The following is a 23,553-nucleotide window of genomic DNA, read 5'->3' on the forward strand; positions in this document are numbered from 1 at the left end:
GATGAAAGATTATTCTACAGTTATTATTGAGGATGAAAAACCAGCTGCTAGACTACTGATGCGAAAACTTAATGATTTAGGTTTAGTTGATGTCAAAATGCTACATTCAGTAGCACAAGCTAGAAAGTGGTTTTCTGAGAATGCCTGTCCTGACTTGATATTCCTCGATATACAGCTATCAGATGCATTGTCGTTTGAAATCTTTGATGGGAATGATATAGATAGCTCCATTATATTTACTACAGCTTACGATGAATTTGCCTTAAAGGCATTTAAGATGAATAGCATCGATTATTTACTGAAGCCCATCTCCCAGGATGAATTGTCATTTGCTATCGATAAATTCGAACGTTTAAGAGATGATCGACAAGAATTAAACCTCAAACAGATTAAGGAGATTTTCAACAACAATCACACAAATTTTAAAAACCGATTTACAGTAAAAATTGGCCAGAACATTAAGTTAATCAACATCGAAGATATTGAATGTTTTTATTCTGAAAACAAAGGAACGTATATTTTTACCAAGGACAGTGACCAATATTTATTGGATCACAGTCTAGATCAAATTGAAGGTTTATTACATCCGGAGCATTTTTTTAGAATAAGTCGTGGTCATTTAATCAACATCTCGGCTATCAAAAACATTTCTATCCATTCCAATTCCAGGCTTAGAATTGAATTGTTTCATTACCCTAGCAAAGATGTTATTGTTAGTCGGGAACGGGTTCAGGATTTTAAAACTTGGTTAGGTTAGTTAAGGTGAAATTTTAAAGGTACATTAATACCTACCCCAATTGTAAAACCATCAATTGGTTTAAAGTTTTCTTTTGTATTTATGTCGAATCCATATCCTGCAGATAGTTCTAGCATTGAAAAAATACTTATTCCTGCTTTAGCAGTTGCTGTATAGGGTGTGATTTCGCCTTTTATGAATGGCCAGACGGCAACATTATTGAGGTAATAGGTTACTCCAAATTCTGGTATGACTGTCGTTTGATCTAGCATCCAAGTGAAGTTAGCACCTGCATCAAATTTGATATATTGAGATTGATTAGGGGCAAATAATGTCCATGCTGAAGCTTTCAAAAAACTCCCACTTTGATATTGATATCCAATGGAGGGTCCAAAGATCCAGCCCTTCGCTTTATTTTCTTGAGCGCTAGAAACGTTTACAAGTGTTAAGACACACACTAATATTATTAAATATTTCTTCATTTTTAAATTACCTAAAATCAATACTGTTTATGAAGACATTCAGTAAAGATATTTGTTATTTTTAGAAAATTATCACAATCACACAAAACTATCAGTCTGAAAATGATTGTTCAAACATTTGTTTTTCAGCGCATTAATTCTTGTTAAATGTTACTTTAACATATATTTTACAATTAAAACATTAATTAATTTTTATCAATTCCTTAACAGGAATATAACAACAAACATTTAACTTTCAATCGATTAAACTCTTTGTAAAAATGGCGTTTAATTATGCGTGTTGTTACATGTATTTTGATCATACTTAGAAAGACAAAAAATAATTCCATAGTTTGGGCGTTTTATTTTACTAAACCCTAAACCTTATCTTTTCTAAGATAATGGTCTTTAATTAATTCATTCAAATTTTTTAGAACTATTGTATGAAGATTATTAGTTTAAAAAGCACTGCACTGAGCCAAGCACATCCATTATGTCCACACTGTGGGGAAGCATATCTTTTTTCCCGCGTTCGTAGACCTTGGTGGGTGAAATCATTTTTGTTTTTTTTGCCAGTAAAGAGGTATTCTTGCAATCAATGCAACAAGAGCTCGTACATTTTACGAAACAAAGTTTAATGGGTTATCACACTAACGCTCATCAATAACTTTAACAAATTTTATTAAAAGAATTATCGTATACAGTTGCTGTCTTCAATATTAAGATATCGCCAGGTACTTAATTAAGATCATAGCAATTTAGTATACCTGGCAATCGATTGGATTTTTTTTAGCCTTAAATAGTTCTTCATTTTGTTAAACAAAGTAATACTAATCTTTATTCAGGTTGGTGGAGCATTAATTCATCTATGGTTTCTTCTATCTTTTGGTAAGGGAATTTATGGATAACAAACCTATGTTTTCCTTTGTCATTTGGCTCCCAGTGATTCGAACCATCTGCACTTACTATCATTGTTCCATTTCCGCTGAGATAAAAATATTTTTCAGGATTATCTGCTGCTATTAATACTGCGGTTTGATCCCATGAGCTTCTAGAATTCACTTTATCTTTGGCATAGGTGTCAAAATTGATTTTATATCCCACTGAGACAGGGCTATTCTTCAGATTTAAGTCAGCAATTTTGCCACCTGTTTTTATTTTGTCCCCAATTTCGAAGCCCGTAAAAAGGATAGGCTTTTGGAAATTCTCAAAAGCATATTTTGCTGATTCAGCGTCTTCGTGAATATTGAATTCTTTTCCTTGCGGAAAGGCCCCAGCCATTGCCACCCAGTTTTTCACTTTTTGGTTCACTAATTCCTGTCCGGTTAAGTTAGAATATTTATCTGCTTTAGATTTTAGTAATTCTGCAATATTGGTCATAAACCCTACTGTCACTATTGTTACGCTGTTATCGGGTTGTTCTGCCAGTACTTTTCTATAGATTTCCACTGAAGGATGATACTGTTTATTCAACAATTCGGGGCAGAATAGTTCGATTATTTTTCTATTCCAATTGTTTGCAGCGGTGAAGTTTGGAGCCAAAGGATTTGTTGTCTTTCCAACGGGGATATTATCTTTTTTGAAATATCGATTATATACCTCAATGGTTGCAGGGATGTCTTGATGAGAATCACTAGCCACAGTTGCCAATATCTCAATTTCACCTCGGTCTGCAAAAGCATGTAACAGGGCTATGGCACCGATGTCGTCATAGTCGGGTCCCATATCTGTATCAAAAATCACTTTGATTTTGGAGGAATCTGGGTTGTTGATTTTCGAGGCCATTGAATTTTGGACATGACCAAATATGAACATGATGGATATCAACAGATGAATCCATTTTGGCGTAGGCTTACTCATAATTTATAGTTTAGGTATCTGAACCTTCAATATAAGAAAAAGAATTGTAAGGTCTATGCTATATGGTGACGAACAATTTGAACAAAAAAGGCTTTTAACGAATTAAAAGCCTATTTTCCCATTGTTTATTTTTTTCCTCCACCTCTTAGTAAAGCGACCAATAATAGAATGAATACGGCTCCGCCAACTACCCATACCCATGGTTTGGCAAACATTCCTTCGTCGCCTTTGTCAATATCTACATTGATATCTAATCCTTTTTCTTGCGCCCAGGCTTGTACAGATACAAAAAGCATTATCAATAATGCCACTGGTCTTGTTCTCAATTTCCAAATTCCTTTCATATTTGATGTTTTAAAGTTTATAATTTGGATATAAACAGTTTGTGATGACAAATGTTTTGGTTTAATAATAGAAAACTTTCACAACATTTAAAATAACTGAAAACCAATGATATCGCGAATTTCGATAATTTTTAATGCAGAGTTAATTTTAGTGATGATTTTACGTAGCGGAACATCGACAATTGAAAGTTTAATGCGATTTTTCTATTCCATGTAGTTGATTATTAGCGAACTTTGCCATATCAAACTAATTTTAACTTAAATGGCTTAATAGCTGTTATCACACTTACAGACAATGAACCCATATCTTAATTCACACAATCAAGATCTTTTGGCGTATGCTAAAGAGCATAAGACCAAGTATAAAAATGCGAAACCATTTCCGAGCATTTATTTTGAAAATTTTTTCAACCCTTATTTTTTATCCTCTGTTGTTGACGAATTTCCTGATTTGTCTAAGGGCAATAATATAGTTTATAATGATCCTTTACAGAAGAAATTGGCTGGAAATGGGGAGGAACTTTTTGGTGATAAGACGAAGTTGTTGATGCATTTTTTAAATTCAGAACCCTTTTTAAATTTTGTAAAAGAACTTACTGGAATAGATGAGACTTTATTTGGGGATCCTTATTTTTCAGGTGCTGGTTTGCACGAGACGAAAAAAGGTGGGTTACTCAAAGTTCATGCAGATTTCAACAAGCATCCTATCAATGGGTTAGATAGGCGTGTGAATATCATCGTATATCTTAACAAGGATTGGAAGGACGAGTATGGTGGACACTTTGAATTATGGGATGAAGAAATGATAGGCTGTGTCGATAAGTTTGCTCCGAATTTCAATTCTATTGCGATGTTTTCTACGACCTCCAAATCCTATCACGGTTTGCCAAACCCCTTGGCATGTCCCGATGGGATGAGCAGAAGATCATTGGCCCTGTATTACTATTCAAACGGTCGGCCTGAAAGTGAATCCATAGCTTTCAAGGAGGGGCACAATTCTATCTTTGTCAAGAGAAGGGATTCCGAAGACGATGCTTCTGCCTGGACCGACTTTGAGCGCAGAAGGCTGAAAAAGACCTTGTTCGCCAAACTGTACCAGAAGGTGATGGCAAAATTACTCTAAGGGCGATACCTCACTCCACGAAATGCCCAAAAGGGAAACAGGTCCCCCATGGGGCAAGTTGGGCCTCAAGCTTTATGGGTACGTTCCCCAAATTGGCCATCACTTTCCTGTTTCAGAACTGGGAGCATCCACAGGTTTGGATTCTGGAGAGCCCTGTTGCCGAAGAAATATTGATAGGACCACTATCGCTGCCACAGATATGAACTTGCTCTGCCAATTTTGAAAGGACTCGAACCAGAACTTGGGCTCGAGCAAATACTGAACGATGGTCAGCGATGGCAAATCCTCGGCATGTTGCTGCATATTGAACTCTGCATGACTACCCATCAGATGCACGAGCCAACAGATGACAAAAAGGGAGACAAATGCCAGTGAAAGGGAATTCCGGTAGAGGGCGAGCGCCCACCCACCTTTCCTAACTGGCCATGGAGCTCCCGGCCGGTGTGGGTCTGGATCCCTGTCCACCACATCTTTGCCCTCTAGCGATTTTGATTCAGCAGACCCCTTTTGCCTCAGGGAGATCGTAAGGAGCACGTACATTGCCATCTGCAGGAACTCGCTCTGAAAGTTCTCAAAGGTGGCCGAGGCAAAGTGTCCGGAAGACAGGTAAGCACTCAGTGATAGGGAAGGCATCCACATTTCCAGGAGCTCCCCGTTGTATTACTTCCACCCAAAGAATACCTGGCCAAATATGGTTGCGGCAAAAAGGGAAAGAAAAACTACCGATAGCCCGTTGCTGTATAAAAAAGCGTTTTTTCTTGACATACAGAAGATTGTTTTGTACCATTCAACAGGATTAACACCTGGGGGGAACGTTTAGTTCTACCTGTCATTCGGCTTTATGATATAATCGATGTCATAGAAAAGGTCTTGTGCCCTATTGGTTCAGCAATCCAGGACCGTACCGCTCTTGTCAACCTTGAAGACGAGGTCATCTATGCACTTCAGTACCGGTTTAAGTTCTTTTAGCTCAGATTCCAGCTTTGCTATTTCTAGGTGCTTGTTTATCCTGTTAATTATAGTTGGCATGTTGCGTTCGGCCCGTACGGTGCGTGCCCGTACAAATAATAGGAAGGACCATCGATCGTTCTCAGCTATGTGTCCAAGGACTCTCGAACCGATGCATGGTTAAACCATAAATATAGACCAATTCTCGAGCATGGCCAAGAAAAGCTGTAAAATTTTCTACTTCTTGCAAAAAGTGAAAGTGACCGACCGGTGACCCTAGCCTCAGATTTAAGCATCGGTAGAAGTCTGGGTACATCTGTATCTTAAGGCGGGCCAGAATCCCACAAAGCGGGCTCTTGTTAAGCCGAACTGCCGGTGCTGAAAATAAAGTGTTCGGCACCGCCAGTATTATTTGAATATCTAGTGGGTTCTAGGGACAGGAAATCCTTTTCTTCCCCGAACCCTTACCAATGATGATCGTCCTTCCGGCGACCTTCTGCGTAACGACGACCTTGTTCTCTCCCTCTGAATTCCAGACAACCCTTTTGAAGGATTGCCCCCCCCATTAGCTTCAGTGGAAATAGCGGACCACCGTTGGTCTTACTTCCCAGCATCGTTACCTCCCCGTTCCTACTGATCATGATCCTCAGCAGAGGGGCATTGAGCGTACCCTTCATGTTGTAGATCTGATCAATGCCCCCGATAGTATATTCGGAACCGTCAGCGAACTGTATGTTACGGTTAATCTTCAGTGAACTCGCAGTCTCGAACTGTACCTGTTCCAGATCGGAGCTGCCGAAAATGTACTGTCCGTTAACGCTCATGTTGAAGGCGTTGTCCATCTCGGTGATGTCGAACTGGAAACCGTAATTCGCCCGGGGTGCGTTGAACTCGTTCTTTATGACCTCGTTGTTCTTATAGTACTTATTCTCGTCGGTCTTATAGATCCCGGTGTATGTTTCATAAGCGATGAACCAATTTCCCTCTTCCCAGCTTTTCTGGGCATATCTCCAGTTCAGGCCCTCTGCAGTGACGTCCACAGAGCAGGTCCTGAACTTGAGCACCAGGTTGTATCTGTGGCCAGGGACTATTTTTATTCCGGGCACGGTAATATTGTTCTTAGTCTCCGAATCGATCCTCAATGAGGCGATCTTGAGCGTGGCGCTACTGGTTTGGGGACTGATCAGCGCCACTGGATTGCTTGTAATGACCCTGGATCCCGCAGCAATTGCGGGAAAGGTAACCGTTGGGCTTACCGATTCTTGCGGATAGCTTAAGGAACCGTCCGAGATATTCAATGTAGCACTTTCTTTGGCAGAACCGATCTGCATGCCCTGAATGGACTCTATGGATCCCGTCATGCTGTTGTCCATCTCAACTATGGTCGTGATCTCGCTGAACTGGTGCTGCAGTACGGCACTCAGGTCAGTCTCGCCGAAACCGAGCTTCATCGTTTTCTTGAAGAACATAAGTGAGCTCTTGACGTTAACCAGCCTGGCCGTGGAAATCGATCCCCCATTTTGGATTTCGGGAAGCTCTGTCTGGCTGTTGACCGAATACACCAAGAAAGTATAGGTCTTGCCAGCATCCAGTTGAAAGCGGTCTTTTGGGTTGCCCTTGCCAACTGTATAGTCATGGGACACAATGTGTTTCCCACCCTCAGCATAGACCACTACCCTGTACCTCACCCCTTCGCCCAATGCCTTGGTGCGTTCCTGTACCACAGCGCTTGCAGCTCCGCTTGACCTTGTATCAGACACGTCCGCGTAAGAGCCGAAATGTCCATAGGAGGCCCCGTGAAGTTCGACCTCTAGTGACCTGCCCCCCCAAGCTGGACAGTGGCTGACTGAACATCGGGCTCACTTGTCCTTCTGACCGACCTGCTGCTGCCCACCGTGAGGCGGTCCTCCTCCGGTTCGCCCACCGATACATTTACCCTTATCTCAGCCGAGACGGAGGAAGATGAGTCAGAATCACCTTTTTTGCAGGAAAGGAATGCAGGAAAAATAATGCACATGGCCAAGATCCTCAGCACTATGCCTCTTGAAAAAATCTGTTGATACATCTGATGATAGTTGTTAAAATTAATCGATTATAGTTCGTTCCAATCGAAATCTTTGGTCTGGGTGTCGTCCTGATACCAGTTTTCCATGACTTGGTCCGAACCTTTGTGTGGACGGACAAATGCAGAACCCGCGGCGATGCCCTCCTCAAGGAATACGCACAAAGCTTCGATCTTAGGTGTTGAATATTGTTTTTTCATTGTTAAACAGTGTGATTCTTCTTATTTTTCGCCTGAATCGTGGGACGATCCAGTGAAAACATGCGCAAATACACAGGGTTAATATATTTAACTCTATAAAATCCGGCTCCAGGAACTGGGATAAATTTTATTTGTGGAGATTGTCCGACAGGACAGGATCAATACTCTCCGGAAATTCCGTGTACTCTTGCGAAACAAAATTTATTTCTGCCAACAAACTTCCAGATTAAGGTTAAAAAATGCTGAACATCAATATTTTATACATATTTCATATATTTGTGAAATATCAACCGGCGTTACCGATCGCCACAAACTGATTTAAATCGTGAAAAAAGACTTGCGAAGAAACATTGCTTCAGGACTACATGGACGAAAGTTCCCTCCGCCCCCGACAAAAGAGTATCTTGATAGCCTTCAGTGCGCTGCACGGAAGGAAGCGGAGGAGCATGGGGAAAAACAGGCCCTAGAGACAATAAGAGAGGGGCTGGCAGAGTGGCCGGAGCTCATCCCTTTCGAATACTCTAGAGCTATGGAAAACTATGAGATGGCCAAAAAATTGAACTCCGTAACCCTGCCACAGTAAAAGAGAGCCGCCCATAACATAGGCTTAGGAGAATTAAATTGGTATCACGGGCTTGAAATGGGTGCGATCCACTACCCCATTTGGCCAATGGAACTATCTAAGGAAATATGGCCAGAAAGGAGAGCTTTCTCACCGGCTTTTTTAATCAATCAGTCACTTGATAAAGGCCACGCAGTTCAGCCCATGAATCGGCACCTCTGACAAATAGCCTCCGCATAGTGTAACTGGAATGTTGCGGCACTATTTCGGCGTCCGGACTAAACAGGCGAATGTTGGCTCGGTTCTTGTTTGTGTCTATATCCTCTATTTGGGCAGTCCCAAACCACCATGAAAAAGCGAAGTGAGATAAAAAATACTGAAATGAGTTCAAAAAACAGAAACTCCGACGGGAGAAACCATTACCACCTGACCCTCGCAATGCTCGGGATATTTACTTTCTTGGCAGTTTGGCAAGGCCTCAAGTTCCTTCTGGGTTAACTTGAATTATTGGTTAAGGTCCCCCGTGTCCCCAAAATTTCACAAATCAGCGCTTTGAGGAAAACCTTAATTCGCGAATTCAGTCGGACAAAGGCCCCAGAAACTTTCTCTTCCCCAGCTTTGGAAAAAATTCGGAAAGTTGTGCCGTTCTGGAATTTTTTTTTAACTTGAATCACTAGCACCCCCACATAACTGGACCTATAATTCGGACCAGTTGGCGGGGCTCAAAATCAACCATTAAAAATGAATGCATTCAAGTACGAATATCTTGACAAGGAAACTTTTGAACGGGTTGCAAGTTCGGTCAGGCAGTGGGTAGGCAGGAAGGGATATCTCAGGCCCCAATCATCCCTCACCTTCGTATCTCGGGATTTGGGTTGGAACAAGAAGTACGTATCTCACGTAGTCAATCGCGAATACGGGCTCCCCTTCCCACATTTCGTAAACAGGCTGCGGGTAAATCACCTGAAGGATATGCTCCAGGAGTCAGAGAGTGCAAGAGATCTGAAGATCTCCTACCTTTGCCGGGTTGCTGGATTCAGCACCTATGGAAAATTCTCTTTTACGATTCGTCGAATGTACAACATGTCTCCCAGAGAATTCATTTCGATCCTAGCCCAGGATCCCTTGGCTTCCAGTTTTCAGCAATAGGCAAACCTGCCAGACCATTTGGACAAACTGGTTCCCGATGGAATGCAGCCTCCCTGTTCTGCGCCAAAGGATCTCTGAACTTTCACAATTGGAAGAGATGGAAGTGGAAATATTTGGGCCTCTCATGCGGTCAGAAAAATATTTCTCGCAATCGCCAAATATTCATATATTGACATGAAATTCTTGGTGGAGACCATTCCTTTCTATAAGATATAAAGAGGAGAGAATGGGAGGACCAAGCGCGACCTCAGCAATGTCGCAGAGAAATTTAATCAGATTCAAACATGGGTACTTCTTTAGACTACAATAAGACAAACGAACCTCGCTCCACAGGGGATCTTCACGAAGCTATTGCCAATTGGGTAGGAGCTAAACGGTATCTGTTGCCCGAATGCTCACTGACAAGCATATCCTCCGAGATTGGATTCAAACCTAGTCACATCAACAGGGCACTCATTCAAACATATGGAACCTCGTTCTCTAAGTTCATCGATAACCTCAGGATAGATTACATCAAAGAGATCGACCTAAATTCCCAGGACACAGAAAAGATCAAACTCTCATCTCTGGCCCGTTCCGGCGGTTTCAAGACCTATATCCGATTTGCATCCGCAGTTCGAAGACGTTACAAAATGTGCCCCCGAACATTCATGGTCCTTCTTCCTTAGCCAGCTCAAGACGAAAACTCTCAGTCCCCAACAGCATAGGGTTACAGTACAGAGATTATCCGGCAGCCTTTTTGGGCACCAACCCCACCGATCGTTCCCCTTCATGGGTTTACAGTAATTTTACCAGACAGCCCTCCCACCCCAACTCGCAAACATAGTAAAGCACATGCGTCTGGGAGACCACTTTGCGTTCCCGAGCAACTCAAAGATAAGTTAATCTCATGAAGGGCAGACACTCCTCAGCTTTAGAAAAACTGCTTCAAGCAACCTCGCACCTCAACACTCAAAAACTGTTCCCTATCTTTAGTCCTTGAGAGTTCCATACAATCTGCTGATGAATTTGGCAGCCCCCCTCCACGTAAGACCTGACTTTTCCCAGGCCTCCGCAGTCTCCTCTAAGGCAGAGGTATACTTAGAACGCACTGGGGGACACAATTGGCCCACAAGAGTGCCCAAGGGCCTGTACACTAACCCCAGCCCAACGAGCCCACAAGATTCCATTGTCCCTAAAGGTTGTGCCGGCAAGCCTTTTTTCTTATTTTTGTTCCACTCATTACCCAGAATGGAAAGACTCCGCCGGTCCTGGCACAAACTGCTAAATCTCGGTTCACGTGCCGGGATGACCTCCAATCAGCAAGATCGAATACGCATGGTCAACCTTATCGCCTGCTTCTGTATACCACCTACCCTGTTCTTCTCATTTGTGAACCTCCTCTCGGATAGGCCAATCCTCTCGGCCATAAACCTTTCAAATTCTCTCTGTGCATTAGCAACGATCTTTTTTTTCAATACAAGAAAAATCCTACAATTGCCAGAGATACGCTTCTTATCAGCAATTTTGCTTTTTTCTTGGCCGGGGCAGTATTTTTCAGCAATGGTGCCGAGTATTTCCTGCTGTGTATCATGATCCTGTCCATGCTCATGTACGAAAATAGAAAAACCCATGTCATTTACGGAGCAGCGGTCATCCTTTCCATGGGCTTTATTTTCCTCTCCCAGGGCCGGTACTCAATTGACTCGGCTGTCCCACGGACCAGAGCCGTATTCAATTTGGTATGCGCACTGGCGTTCATCATTTACATAACAAACTACTTCCTGCTCAAGATCTACAAAAACATGGATGACATTGAGCAAAAGAAAAAAAGGCTGCAGCAGGTCAATTATGAAAAGGAAAAAATCATTTCCATGCTGGCACACGATGTCAGGGCCCCTTTTGTGGATTTTGAAAACCTGATCTGGAGCCTCAAAGAGCAGCTAATCAGCAATGTGGCTTCCAGGGTCTATATCAAGGATATCCAAGAGAGCTTACAAAGGCAGACCGAAGTACTTGATACTCTGTTGAGGTGGGCTAACAGCAGCCGAAATGGTCTATCCCAGCAGAGAGAACCATTCCAGCTGAGGTCCATGGTCGAAGAGGCGATTGAGGGTTATCGAGATCAGATCATGGCCAAGAACCTGTTGGTAGATTGCAAATTGGGTGAAACCGATAGCGTACTGGCCAACAGGGACCAGATCCTTATCGTATTTAGGAACCTGATCGGTAACGCCATCAAATTCAGTTTTCGACATGGGGTCATAACGGTTACCTCGAATCGGGAATCAGGGATGCAATATGTGCATATACGAGATCAGGGCACCGGAATGGACAAAGCCACTCTAGAGACCTTATTCCGCATGCCACAGGGAAAATCACTCGGCACCCAGAACGAAAAGGGAATGGAATGGGGCTGCTCCTTTGCTGGGACATTGTGGAACGCAACAAGGGAAGGATCGAGGTAAGCAGTTCTGATTCGGGATCGGTCTTCAGCGTTGCCCTAGAGGATGGAATGGCAAACTGAGATTCCGGATACTGGAAAACGGAACCCAATCGGTTTAAACCAAATCCGACGAATTCGATTCTCAAGAAAGGGTGCAAAAAGGCCAAACTCGGAATTAAACCTGCCTGGTAATTACGATAGAAATAGATTTACGATCGGAAATAACGTTGCCGGCAAGACAGCCCATCAGTTCAATTTTTTCCCGATATACGGCAACAGCATAAGAAGGGGTGGGATCTCACCAGACAATTCACTGCCTTTAATAGGATCTGACAAAGAAAACAGTGTTGTTATCGTGGGCAGATGGACAGGTACAGCATGAAAGCTCAGGAATAGTTTTGAACGACTCTACCCCTGAGGACCAGGTGTACTGGTTGCCGGGGGACGACCTCTCGTAAAATTCCCGAACAGGTACATATTGACATCAGCCCTTCCTAATACTCTCTTGAACCGTTAAAGAAATGGAGTATGAGCAATGGGGCGGGATCCGCAAATGAGGATACAGAAAGAAGATCTCAATGTACTTCAATAAGCTCATCACGTACTAGAAGTAGCAGAAATAAACCATGATCAGGTAAAAGAGAGAGTCCTAGGAATTTTTGCCGAGTTTTCCACAGACAACAGATTTCTGCTTACTGTTTCAGATTGTTTTCTCGCTCCTGAATCGATGAAGGCCATTGGTTCCTGAAAGTTTTTCCTTGAGATGGAATAAAGCAAAAAATGACTATAGCAAAGCGTGACACAGGCTGGTTTCTAAGGCCTATCGGTCCCCATAAGAGCGATTGGAATAAGGCCGTGGAGACCTTAAGGAAAAAGAGGTCTTGGAAGTTTAACAAACCCATCAATCCATTGAGCGATTATATTGCAAGCCTGCATTGCCTGAAACAAAAAGCAGAAATCCTTCAAGTAAACTCAAATGGCGAAAAGAGTTAGAGCTAAAACGATTGTGTAACAACAATATAACAGACCTTAACCCTTATTGTTTGATAAAAATGTTGTAAATTAAGTCCTAATTATCAACGACATAAACCTAAATTATGAAAAGAAGAGACTTTATAAGTGCATTAAATATAAGCCTGGCTTCATCCATGCTTATACCTTCTAAATCTTACGGAACAGATATACTTTCCTCTTTAGATTTACCCTACCAAGAAAAGGATCTAGCGTTACATAAAATAGATAGCGTTGTTTTTTCTCGTGTAAAATTAAATTACCCTCGACTTGTAGGCAAGAATGCTAAGCTTGATTTACATGGATATGGTCCCGATCTAGATATTTGTGCCCTTCGCACCGACCAAGGTGCAATGGGATGGGCATCCCTGCGAGGCTCTAAACAAAACGCGAAAAAGCTAGTTCCAGAACTGATAGGAAAGAAAGTATCAGACCTCTTTTCAACAAAAACTGGAAACTTGTCTGAGAAAAACATCCCTTTTGACATTGCACTGCATGACCTCGCCGGCGTTATCCTACAAAAACCAGTTTATGAACTTCTTGGTAAAAAAGATCCTTTTATTACCAAGTATTATAGTGGCATGATTTATTTCGATGATCTAGAACCCAAAGATAAACCGGCCGGGATAGACCGCATCTTGGAAGAATGCCAGTTTGACTATGGGGTTGGCTATAGACAGTTTAAATTGAAAATTGGAAGAGGTCACAAATGGATGCCTGCCAGTGAAGGATTGAAACGTGATATCGAAGTGACCAAAGCCGTTGCTGCAGCATTTCCAGATTGTGAAATCTTAGTAGATGGCAATAATGGTTTTACATCGGATGACTTCATAAAATATTTACAGGCTATCGCTGGCATTAAGCTATTTTGGATCGAAGAGCCCTTTCATGAGACCGTCGAAGATTACCAAAAACTAAGACAATTTGTAAAAGCGGAAAAACTAAATACACTATTAGCTGACGGAGAAGCCGATCCTGATCAAGCATTCCTGAAAAAACTGTTTGAGCAGAAGCTTCTTGATGTTCAACTTACAGATATTGAAGGCCTCGGATTTACGAACTGGCGCAAAATGATGCCTGAATTGGTGAAAACCGGCACCTCTGCATCGCCACACGCTTGGGGATCATTATTAAAAACAAACTATACCGCACACCTAGCCGGAGGATTAGGAAATACAGTCACTATTGAAGGAGTAACCAGCAGCTCAGATGATGTAGACCTAACAGCTTATACCGTTAAAGACGGAAAACTTATTCCGCCGATGCTTCCAGGATTTGGAATGCAATTACTCAAAACAATAGGCTAGTAACCACCAAATAAAAAGAGCAGGAATTAAAATCACCTGCTCTTTCTTTTTGACAATTGAATTATTGTCTTATAAAGATTTCTTTTTCGGAACTTTCGCACCCTCTTTCCTAGCTTCCGACAAACCAATTGCCACTGCTTGCTTTTTCGAGGTTACCTTCTTGCCTGTTCCAGTTTTTAACTTTCCTTCTTTCATCTCGTGCATTGATTTTTCTACCTTATCAGATGCCTTTTCTGAATACTTTGCCATAGCGTTTTGAATTAATGTTCTTATCCAATGAACACTTGAGAAAGTTAATTCGTTGATGGAAAAATTCTACCAATTTGGATTCTGATCCAATTGAGGGTTTAGCACAATTGAATTTGCTGGAATTGGGTATAGATACTGCCTTCCATCAGCATACCATGTCCGTGGTTGAGCCTTAAACCATTCCAGGTGATTAGTAGACGTCATCGTTTGAAAATTATTGGCTTTTCCACCGATTGGCACCTTAGCTATTCCTGCTGGTACGGAAATGCCCGGCGCTTCCTTGTTACCGTCAAAAAATACAACATCCACTTTGCCATCATGGTCTAAGTCAATCAGTTTGTCTAATGCTGGAACATAAATTCCAGTCCAAGGAAGACTTGCCATCAACTCCCCTCTTTTCCATCTCTTAAGATCATTGAACCGGAAGCCTTCTAAAGCAAGTTCAACCTGTCTCTCTCTTCTTACTTCTAAAATAATAGGGCTGGTGACATCAGAAAAGAATGTCTTTTGTAAATAAGTATCAATTTTAGATGGCAATACTTTTGTACCTCCTGTAACTCCACTTCTTTCTCTTAATGCCCCAACAGTTTTCGCCCAATCTTGGTCATTCAATGTGCCCAGTTCAGCCTTAGCTTCAGCATAGTTCAATAGAATTTCTGCATAGCGCATCAGTGGGACAGCATTTGTATTTGTCCCTCCATTATCATAAGAAGGATCATCCATTGTATATTTGATCGGTTGATATCCTGTGTAGGTGAAACTCGCAAAATTCGGTGGTGCTGAAGCACCGCCTCTCCTATACCCCGGGGTACGGATGAGTTGAGCAAGTCGTTTATCTCTATTCTGACATTCTTCAAAAAATTCTTCGGTCATAAAGTTTGCTTTGTCCGTATATGGCGTTCCATCAATATTAAGGATAGTATTGATAAAAGGTCTTACCAAGCTGTATCTAGGACCATAAGTTGCTGAAGTCCACCACCAGTTTGCATCATTCATAATGGCCAATTCACTGCTGAATGCTACAGCCAACATCACTTCATTGGTAACCGGTTTTGTGCTGATAAATAACTGCCTTTGCGACAAATCAGGACCTTCAGCGGTATTTAATTTATGGGGGCCTTTAGTCATTACCTCCTCAGCAGCAGTTGCTGCCAATTGCAGATATTGGTTTGCAGTGGAGGCTAAGTTCAATTCTTTATGATATTTTCTGAAGGTTCCTTCAAACAATGCTACCCGTGACTTAAGCCCCATCGCAGTCCATTTGGTTACTAACGTACCATCAGAAGAAGTTGCAGCAATATTAGCATAGGCAAAGTCTAGATCTTCCATTATTTTTTCCATGATAAGTACCCTAGAATCCCTTTTACCATACAATTTTTCTTCATCTTCCAATCCTAATGGACGGTCTACCCAAGGCACGTCTCCAAACCTAACCACCATATTATAATAGAACCAAGCTCTGAAAAAGCGAGCTATTCCGATATAATTATTCTTGACAGACTCACTTAAATTAGGGTTGTTGCATTTCACAATGAAATGATTAATATTCCGCAGTGCAGACCATGACCAGCCTGTACTAGTTTCTGCAGAGTATGAACCATCGACAATAAAATCATTCAGATTATTAACTGCTCCATAATCAGCCATTGCATCTCCTTTGAATGCATCCGAACCTGATGTTATATTGTTGTAGAAAGAATAACTGTATGTTTTTAAGCCACTTTCTGTGCCGAAGATATCATCTTCCGTTGCAGTAGCTTCTGGTATCTCGTTTAATTCGCATGAAGTAAATAATAGAACTGAAATACTTAATGCTAAAAATATATTTTTCATAATTTAGTTCTTAAAAATTGATAGATAAGTTGAAACTAATACTTCTCATAGTCGGATAGTTAAATCCATCACCGCTTCCCGTACCTATATCAGGGTCAGAACTTCCGATATTAGCAATATCAATATCTTTCGTTCGCTTATAAAGCGGAGACCAAGTCCACAAGTTTTCAGCAGATAATCCAGCTCTCAAACCTTGTAACTTAAGTTTTGAAACAAAGCTTTGAGGGAAACTATAGCCCAACTGAATATTTTTCAAACGGATATAGGCTGCATTTTGGAGATAACGTGTTTGGGTAGTTTGTTTTAAAGAAGTATTGTAACCTGCGTATCTTGGAAAATATGCCCCCATATTGTCTTCTGTCCAATAATTGTCCAGGTGCCAAGTAGGCAAGTTGTTATAAGGTCTGTTATATTGTCCCCAGAAAATTGATTCATTACTTGGGTACCAATCCTGTTTTCCAACTCCTTGAAAAAACGCTGAGAAATAAACATTCGAATAATCTAAGTTTAGATTAAGTCCATAAATATACCTTGGTTCTTCATTACCAATCACGGACAAATCACCATGATTATCCAATGTGTTGCTGCCATAATCGATAACGCCATTTCCATCCAAGTCTGCAAATCGAATATCACCAGGATAAATTTTGCCTGAATTAGATGATTTGATCAAGGTTTGTTTGGGTGCTCCGTCAATTTCCTCTTGTGATGAAAATAGACCCTGTGTGGTATAACCCCAAATCTCCCCGTATCTCTTTCCAGCATAGTAATCGTTCAAATTACCTGTTTCATTGTTAAATCTATCAATCGTAGATCTATAATCCGCCAAGGTTGCTTTTACTCCAAATCCTAGTTCTTTCTCACCAATTTGAAAACGGTCGCGATAAGAAAGGGTCATTTCAAAACCTGTGGTGGTCATATCTGCATAGTTACCTTTAGGAGAAGTAGCTCCAAAGATTTCCGGCAATTGTTGACCAGCAGTGTACATATTCAATGTTTCCCTGCGGTAGATATCTCCAGTAAAGTTGATTTTGTTGTTTAAGAAAGTAAGGTCGACCCCTAAGTTGGCAGTTCTGGCAGTCTCCCAAGTCAGGTTGTTAGGAATCACAGTAGGAACACTGGTATACATGTTCTTTCTGCCATCCAAAACCCTGCCTGAAGCATTGATATTATATAGATCCAAAAATGAATAAGGAGCAATATTACCATTTCCTAGCGAGCCATAGGATGCCCTGATCTTGAACTCAGAAATGGCTTCAGGACTAACTTCCCAGAATGGTTCTTGAGAAACTCTCCAACCTGCAGAAACCGAAGGGAAGAATGCCCACTGTTCGTTGGTCGGGAATTTTGATGAACCATCATAACGACCATTTGCCTCAAACAAGTAACGGTCTTTATAGATATAGTTTAAACGGAAGAATAAACCCGCAAGACGGTATCTATTATATCCTGCTGTTGCTTGGACCGCATCGCCAAGTGCTAAATTAATATTATCAACATCAGTGGTCAACAAACCTGTTTTGGTAATATAGGTGGAATTATATCGCTGTTGCTCATAATTATAACCCAGCAATCCTTTAAAATAATGATCTTCGGCAAATGTATTCTCATATTCACCATATAGGTTTGTAAACAAATAATTTGTTTCTTGAGCTACTTGATAAATATTATCATTCATTCCTGTCTTTAGAGGAATAATTTCACCTTCTTTTACGCTGTAAGGAACGGGTACACGAACGCGAGTAGAACCATAATCTCTATTACGGAATGTTAGGTCCCCCTTTATTCTAAAGGTATTATTGAAAAACTTGGTAGCAAAGGAAGTCGTATTCCTAAGGTCTTTTTTCTCGAAATCCGTACCATTCTTTCCGTAGATAAAATCACCAAGTGTATATGCTGCAGAAAAGGAAAAACTGCCGTCAGGATTATAGATCGGAGAAGAAGGGTGACCTTCATCTGCAATATTTCTCCATATATTTCCACCTTCACCAGCTGTGGAAGGGTCGTGATATTTGACAAATGAATAATCAATATTATTTTCTACTCGCAACCAGTCAGTCACTTGCAATCCGGCTTTTGCTCTCGTATTGTAACTCTTATATGTGTCGGTATTGTACCTATACAGACCAGAATTATCAAAAAGCCTACCTGACAAGAAGTAATCTATTTTTCCAGAAGTACCACTCGCAGATAGATTGTGGTCTTGTACAAAGGTTCTGTCTTTTAACAATGCGCCATAGTAATCTTCATTCGCATAGTAAACATATTCACCATTATCATTAACGGTAACCGTTTCAGTATTCCCCGCTTCTTTTCTTTTGCGGAATTCTTCCAACCAATCCACAGTAAATATTTGCGTTTTGTTCAATTTACTTGGAATAGAAGAATAGTTGTTCCATGCATTATAGGCAGCGAAGAATCGCTCTGCATAGGTATAACCGTCCGTAACAAAATCTGGCAAAGTAGTTGGAGACTGTGAAGTCAGGCCTCCAGAATAATTAATGGTGCTACGCCCTTCTTTTGCTCTTTTTGTGGTAATCAAAACCACCCCGAAAGTACCTCTCGAACCGTATATTGCGGCTGATGACGCGTCTTTCAAAACAGATACGGATTCAATGTCGTTTGGGTTTAAAATAGAAGGATCGCCTTCAACACCATCAATTAAGATCAAGGCACTTCCGCCCTGTCCTATTGAAGTGGTACCGCGAATGTTGAAACTAGGTGCTCTTGTTGGTTTACCATCGGCAGGCATAATGTTCAAGTTCGGAACAGCACCTTGAAGCATTTGACTAACATTTGCTAAGGGTCGACCTTCGAAAACTTCAGGACCAACTTGGTCAACTGCCCCAGTTAGATTAGCTTTCTTTTGTGTTCCGTAACCTACCACAACTACCTCGTCCAAGGCTGTATTGTCAAGCTCCAAACGTATAGTAACCTGGCTTTGATCCTGAATCGTTAATTCCTGCGAAACAAATCCTTGGTAGCTAAAACGCAATCGCTGACCATTTTCAGCAGAAATACTAAAGGATCCATCTTCATTTGATTGGGCTGATGCTTGGGTTTGTAGGTTTATTACTGTAACTCCTGACAAAGGAACTCCGGTTGCATCAAACACGCGGCCAGTAATTTCTTTTTGTTGATTGATGGATGTTTCTGCATTGGCCATTTTACCTCCAAATACCATGTTTGGAGAAAATGAGGTTAGCGCCATGCCTAAGACATACAATGCATGCAGTCTGTGTTTTTTCATCGGTTAGTAGATTTAGATTATTCTCCAAACCTACAAGTAATTCATTAAGAAGTAATCAGCTAAATATTAACAATATGTTAACAAACTATGCTTGTTGCAACAAACACAACATCGAATTAAGCAAAACCTATCGAAACACTCCCCCTAAACTCGATAACAAGCCGCATTGATGTTCATACCCGCTCCTACTGAAGCAAAAAGAACAAGATCCCCTTTTTCTAATGAATACCCCTCGATCTCCCCTTTCAATACCTGATGCAATAGCGTAGGAATGGTCGCAACAGAACTATTTCCCATCGTACTTATATTCATCGGAAGAACGTTCGCCGGCAGTTCATTTATGCCATATAGCTCAAAGAATCTAGATGTTATTGCTTCATCCATTTTTTCATTGGCTTGATGGATAAAAACCATTTTAAGATTTTCTATATTTTCCCCAGAAGCATCAAAACACTCCTTCATCGCTTGGGGAACATAGGTCAAGGCATACTCATATACCTTGCGACCTTTCATTTTTATAAAGCGAGTATCATTGTTAGTGCCGCAATTCCCACCTCCAGAACTAATATAATCCAGTTCCTCGATAGAATGCGATCTGGCAGCAGTAATTAAAATACCACTGTTGTCATCTTCATTTTTTTGAAGAATACATGCTCCGGCACCGTCGGAAAAAATCATGCTATCACGATCCGCGGGGTCTAAAATCCGCGACAAGGTATCTACACCAATAATGAGACAGGTATTTGCTTCATTAGCACGGATTGCTAAGTCTGCATGGATAACACCTTGCAGCCAGCCGGGGCATCCAAAAATAAGATCATAAGGTATGCACTTTGTATTCTTGATGCCTAGATTATGCTTGACTTTAGATGCTAGGGAAGGAACCATCTCACGAGTTCCGCCAAATGAATCAATATCGCCGTAATTGTGTGCAACAATAATCTGATCTATTGTTTCAGGATCTATTCCTGCTATCATAATTGCTTCTTTGGCCGCAATACTAGCCATGTCAGAAGATTTTATGCTCTTTTCAGCATATCTTCTTTCAGATATCCCTGTGATGTTCTTGAACTTTCGGATTATTTCTTGATTTGGCTGTCGAATAAGTTTTTGATCAGCATCATAAAAAGTATGGTTCAGAAAGTTCTCGTTCGGGATAATCTCTGTTGGTATATACGCCCCTGTTGCAATTATTTTAGATTTCAGCATCTTGATAAAGAAATTTTATGTTAGTTGAAATGATAAAGAAAAATAACATCCCCTTGATATGCCGGTTTGGCCTGATCTTTAATCAATAATTTTGCATTAATGATGGCTTTTACAGTTCCTCTCAGGTTAGTAATAGATTTTACGGTTGCTTGCAATTGCACTTCACCATTTACAGGGACTGCTTGTCCAAATTTGAAGTTCTCAATCCCGTAATTGATTTCCATTTTCACATTCCTCACGTCCGCAATTTGTTTCCATAAGTAAGGAATCAACGACAGAGTAAGATATCCATGGGCAATAGTCGAATTAAAAGGTCCTTCTGTTTTGGCTCTTTGCTCATCTGTATGGATCCATTGATGGTCCAAGGTAGCATCCGCAAAACGGTTAATCTGCTCTTGATCAATTTTATGCCAGTCAGATACTCCCAGAACCTTTCCTTCATGGGCTTTATATTCTTCAAAATTGTTTATTACAATCATGTTTCTTTGAGTTTTTAATTTGTATGGTAGAAGAACCAAGTTAAACATTAATTAAATCAAATAGGAATTCTATTGCATTAATCTTACGTAAGATTAAACAATCTACGGTAAGTAAAGTTGATTTTTCTATTTAGGTTTGTATAACTCCTTTATCCAAATATTCTTAAAGTCAACAGGTTGACCTTCGCTCTGAAGTGTGATAAATCCACTGCTCAACAGTTTTCCGTCGACCTTGATCTTAGGGTCAAAACCATTGGCGGTTCCTCCTCCAATCTGAGGTTTGGAATATTCTAGAACAGTATCTCCCTCAATAATATGTTGTATCAAAGAGTCTCCGTAAACTATTAATTCGCCTTTTACCCATTGATCTTTATCATAAGTCTTGGAAGTTGAATTCAAACAATGCGAATCTGCAATTTTCCCCTTATAGACTACATTAGCCCCTGGCGAACACATATTGCCTGTTGGTCTTGGTTTTCCATCTCCTAAGCCCGCCAACAACTGCATCTCAACAGAAATGGGCCAGTCCTGTTCCTTCAAAATCGTCCGAGGATCCTGAGAATGAAACATAACACCTCTATATTATTTTCATTACCAGTATATAATAAACATTTCTGGGGTTTAAAAAACTACTACATAAACCAATGTCTTTAAGTTGAGACTTAGATCTGATTATATTGCATCTTTTACACAACGAATAGGATTAAGTTCAAGTTTCCACCATCCTCCTAAACTGGAATATCCCTGCCTAACATGAAGTGAATTGTAGTTTTCGTTTGACTCAGCCGTGCCTGACCAATAATTAGCACCATCCACCATGTCTCGGCTGATATTTCCATTCCTAAAAGTTCCAGTATACGGAAGAAATAAATATTTTTTCTGTTCAGAAATATCGGAAGGAATTACCACAAGACTGGATGGTCCATAGTACCTACCTTTAGTAGATGACGCTCCATAGGTTCCAGGGATACCAGGATTACCGTTAAACTTTGCCCCTGAAAATAGTTTTTGAAAATCACCCTTGGTAGGAGTCCTCCATTCTGGGGAAACTTTTGAGCAAGGATCACCAGAGGGGTAATCATTATATCTAGAAATCGGAGAGTTCATATTAGTAAAGCTTCTTCCGGGAATAACTTTTCCCGCCATCCAAAAATCTCCTGACTTTTCGTCCTTAGAATATTGATCTTGATCTGAAAGAAATGAATATGCCCAGGAGGTTCCATTATATAACGACACTAAATTCCCAGGAGCCCAAATAAGGTCTCCTATTTGTATTCCATCGCTAGAAAACTCCTTTATGTTCAATGTAATCTCATATCGGGTTCCTGGAATAATATTCAGAGGTACTTCCAAATTCTTTTTTGTCACACCCCCAATAGATAGAGATCCGATCTTTAGAACAGCACCTGTCGTTCCAGATGGAATTGCTACTTTAACAGGAAGTGAATTGGTTGAAATAATTTCCCTAGAATTGACAATTGCTGGAAAATCAAATCCTTTCTGAATCAAATTTGACGAAAAGCTTAGACTTCCATCAGCTATTTTAGCATTGCCCTCACCATACGAGTCCAAATACACATTCCTAATAGCATTGAAGTTCCCAGGAATTTTTACTGAATTTATATTCAATTTAAGAGTTTTAATTTCAGCTATTTTATTGTCCAGTATTACGTCAACTCTATTCTCTGTTTCTCCAGAAAAGCTGATGTTGCCTTTGAAAAAGTACAAAAACTTCGTGTCTGACTCAAGTGGTATAGAAGCTTCGCTAAGTCTTTGAGATGCATTTATCTGAGTTATTGAAGTATTACCAAATGAATAAGCAACTAAACTGTAACCTGAGCCTGCATCAAGACCGGTAAATGGGGTATTAGTTCCGTTTGGAGAGAATGTTTTTTGTTGCACTAGATTATCACCTTTATAAATTGCAACATGGTATTTTATATTGCTTCCCAGAGGTTGCTGTATAGAAGTTGAGTTGTTAGATGCCCTCAATTCTTTATTGCTCTCTCCCTGAAATTCATTGACAAAATTTATTTCTTCAACTGGATTTAATATTACTTCCACCACATGATCTTTATCAAACTTTATTTGATAGCCCTTTTCATTCGCCACTTTTTGCCTGCCATTGTGAGAAGCTTTAATAATTTTTTGGTTATTATTTCCAGAAGAGGTTGCTTTACTATTTTTGATCGATTCTCCAATTAAGTTAACGCTGAGGCTCGCTTTTCCATTAACAGAAAAATCCTGTTTTTCAGAACATGAAAAAAGAAAAAAAAGGCTGATGCACAAAATTGACGCGAAAACTTTTTGCTTTGATATAAACTCGTTCATTTTAATTTTTATT

Annotated in this window: 20 protein-coding genes and 1 pseudogene; 8 read left to right on the plus strand and 13 right to left on the minus strand. The window is 40.6% G+C overall.

Features of this window, described 5'->3' with window-relative positions:
- Position 1: 1 nt before the first annotated feature.
- On the plus strand, positions 2-757 hold the full coding sequence (locus tag CRT24_RS02620; RefSeq protein WP_099369708.1) for a LytTR family DNA-binding domain-containing protein: 756 nt from the start codon (positions 2-4) through the stop codon (positions 755-757).
- On the opposite strand, the gene CRT24_RS02625 is transcribed toward CRT24_RS02620, so the two are convergent.
- The 3 genes from CRT24_RS02625 to CRT24_RS02635 all read right to left on the minus strand — a co-directional run bounded on the left by CRT24_RS02625 (position 754) and on the right by CRT24_RS02635 (position 3,401).
- Positions 754-1,218 (minus strand): hypothetical protein, encoded by a 465-nt coding sequence (locus CRT24_RS02625; RefSeq protein WP_099369709.1) that lies wholly within the window; start codon positions 1,216-1,218, stop codon positions 754-756. The two genes, CRT24_RS02620 and CRT24_RS02625, sit on opposite strands and share 4 nt — an antisense overlap.
- Positions 1,219-2,034: 816 nt before the next feature.
- Complete coding sequence (locus CRT24_RS02630) at positions 2,035-3,057, minus strand: nucleoside hydrolase (protein ID WP_099369710.1); 1,023 nt, start codon at positions 3,055-3,057, stop codon at positions 2,035-2,037.
- Between the two features lie 125 nt (positions 3,058-3,182).
- Positions 3,183-3,401: a hypothetical protein gene (locus tag CRT24_RS02635; RefSeq protein ID WP_099369711.1), complete on the minus strand. Its 219-nt coding sequence runs from the start codon at positions 3,399-3,401 to the stop codon at positions 3,183-3,185.
- Between the two features lie 295 nt (positions 3,402-3,696).
- Between CRT24_RS02635 and CRT24_RS02640 the strand changes: the two genes are divergently transcribed.
- Entirely contained in the window at positions 3,697-4,524 is an 828-nt protein-coding gene (locus tag CRT24_RS02640; protein ID WP_218962565.1) for a 2OG-Fe(II) oxygenase, read from the plus strand.
- Positions 4,525-4,623: 99 nt separating this feature from the next.
- Here the strand turns inward: CRT24_RS02640 and CRT24_RS02645 are convergent.
- The 3 genes and pseudogenes from CRT24_RS02645 to CRT24_RS20795 all read right to left on the minus strand — a co-directional run.
- Positions 4,624-5,172, minus strand: a pseudogene (locus CRT24_RS02645) (DUF6766 family protein); the annotation flags it as partial.
- A gap of 764 nt (positions 5,173-5,936) precedes the next feature.
- On the minus strand, positions 5,937-7,196 hold the full coding sequence (locus CRT24_RS02650) for a fimbrillin family protein (RefSeq protein WP_180269047.1): 1,260 nt from the start codon (positions 7,194-7,196) through the stop codon (positions 5,937-5,939).
- Positions 7,197-7,564: 368 nt separating this feature from the next.
- Positions 7,565-7,735, minus strand: coding sequence for a hypothetical protein (locus CRT24_RS20795; protein WP_180269048.1), 171 nt, complete (start codon positions 7,733-7,735; stop codon positions 7,565-7,567).
- 1,303 nt (positions 7,736-9,038) lie between these two features.
- Here CRT24_RS20795 and CRT24_RS02660 point away from each other — a divergent pair.
- From CRT24_RS02660 to CRT24_RS02690, 6 genes are all read left to right on the plus strand, one after another.
- Positions 9,039-9,446, plus strand: a complete 408-nt coding sequence (locus tag CRT24_RS02660) for an AraC family transcriptional regulator (protein ID WP_099369714.1) — start codon at positions 9,039-9,041, stop codon at positions 9,444-9,446.
- A 284-nt stretch (positions 9,447-9,730) separates the two neighbouring features.
- Positions 9,731-10,114, plus strand: coding sequence for a helix-turn-helix domain-containing protein (locus CRT24_RS21360; protein WP_099369715.1), 384 nt, complete (start codon positions 9,731-9,733; stop codon positions 10,112-10,114).
- 849 nt (positions 10,115-10,963) lie between these two features.
- Positions 10,964-11,893, plus strand: coding sequence for a sensor histidine kinase KdpD (locus CRT24_RS02675; RefSeq protein ID WP_144034488.1), 930 nt, complete (start codon positions 10,964-10,966; stop codon positions 11,891-11,893).
- A gap of 42 nt (positions 11,894-11,935) precedes the next feature.
- Positions 11,936-12,253, plus strand: coding sequence for a hypothetical protein (locus CRT24_RS02680; protein WP_099369718.1), 318 nt, complete (start codon positions 11,936-11,938; stop codon positions 12,251-12,253).
- Between the two features lie 398 nt (positions 12,254-12,651).
- A complete protein-coding gene (locus tag CRT24_RS02685) occupies positions 12,652-12,864 on the plus strand; it encodes a hypothetical protein (protein WP_099369719.1) in 213 nt (70 codons plus the stop codon).
- Positions 12,865-12,968: 104 nt separating this feature from the next.
- Positions 12,969-14,189, plus strand: coding sequence for an enolase C-terminal domain-like protein (locus CRT24_RS02690; protein ID WP_099369720.1), 1,221 nt, complete (start codon positions 12,969-12,971; stop codon positions 14,187-14,189).
- Positions 14,190-14,258: 69 nt separating this feature from the next.
- Here the strand turns inward: CRT24_RS02690 and CRT24_RS02695 are convergent, their stop codons facing one another.
- The 7 genes from CRT24_RS02695 to CRT24_RS02725 all read right to left on the minus strand — a co-directional run bounded on the left by CRT24_RS02695 (position 14,259) and on the right by CRT24_RS02725 (position 23,540).
- Positions 14,259-14,438: a DUF6496 domain-containing protein gene (locus CRT24_RS02695; RefSeq protein WP_099369721.1), complete on the minus strand. Its 180-nt coding sequence runs from the start codon at positions 14,436-14,438 to the stop codon at positions 14,259-14,261.
- Between the two features lie 66 nt (positions 14,439-14,504).
- Positions 14,505-16,271, minus strand: coding sequence for a RagB/SusD family nutrient uptake outer membrane protein (locus tag CRT24_RS02700; RefSeq protein ID WP_099369722.1), 1,767 nt, complete (start codon positions 16,269-16,271; stop codon positions 14,505-14,507).
- Between the two features lie 10 nt (positions 16,272-16,281).
- Positions 16,282-19,521 carry a TonB-dependent receptor gene (locus CRT24_RS02705; RefSeq protein ID WP_099369723.1) on the minus strand — a complete coding sequence of 1,080 codons (3,240 nt, stop codon included), beginning with the start codon at positions 19,519-19,521 and terminating at the stop codon, positions 16,282-16,284.
- Between the two features lie 144 nt (positions 19,522-19,665).
- A complete protein-coding gene (locus CRT24_RS02710; protein ID WP_099369724.1) occupies positions 19,666-20,730 on the minus strand; it encodes a 3-oxoacyl-ACP synthase III family protein in 1,065 nt (354 codons plus the stop codon).
- A 20-nt stretch (positions 20,731-20,750) separates the two neighbouring features.
- Positions 20,751-21,209, minus strand: coding sequence for a MaoC family dehydratase (locus tag CRT24_RS02715; RefSeq protein WP_099369811.1), 459 nt, complete (start codon positions 21,207-21,209; stop codon positions 20,751-20,753).
- Positions 21,210-21,335: 126 nt separating this feature from the next.
- Positions 21,336-21,779 (minus strand): DUF1080 domain-containing protein, encoded by a 444-nt coding sequence (locus CRT24_RS02720; protein WP_257213951.1) that lies wholly within the window; start codon positions 21,777-21,779, stop codon positions 21,336-21,338.
- A 102-nt stretch (positions 21,780-21,881) separates the two neighbouring features.
- Entirely contained in the window at positions 21,882-23,540 is a 1,659-nt protein-coding gene (locus CRT24_RS02725) for a hypothetical protein (protein WP_099369725.1), read from the minus strand.
- Positions 23,541-23,553 lie beyond the last annotated feature (13 nt).

This window comes from Sphingobacterium sp. 1.A.5, from assembly GCF_002734235.1.
GTDB lineage: Bacteria > Bacteroidota > Bacteroidia > Sphingobacteriales > Sphingobacteriaceae > Sphingobacterium > Sphingobacterium daejeonense.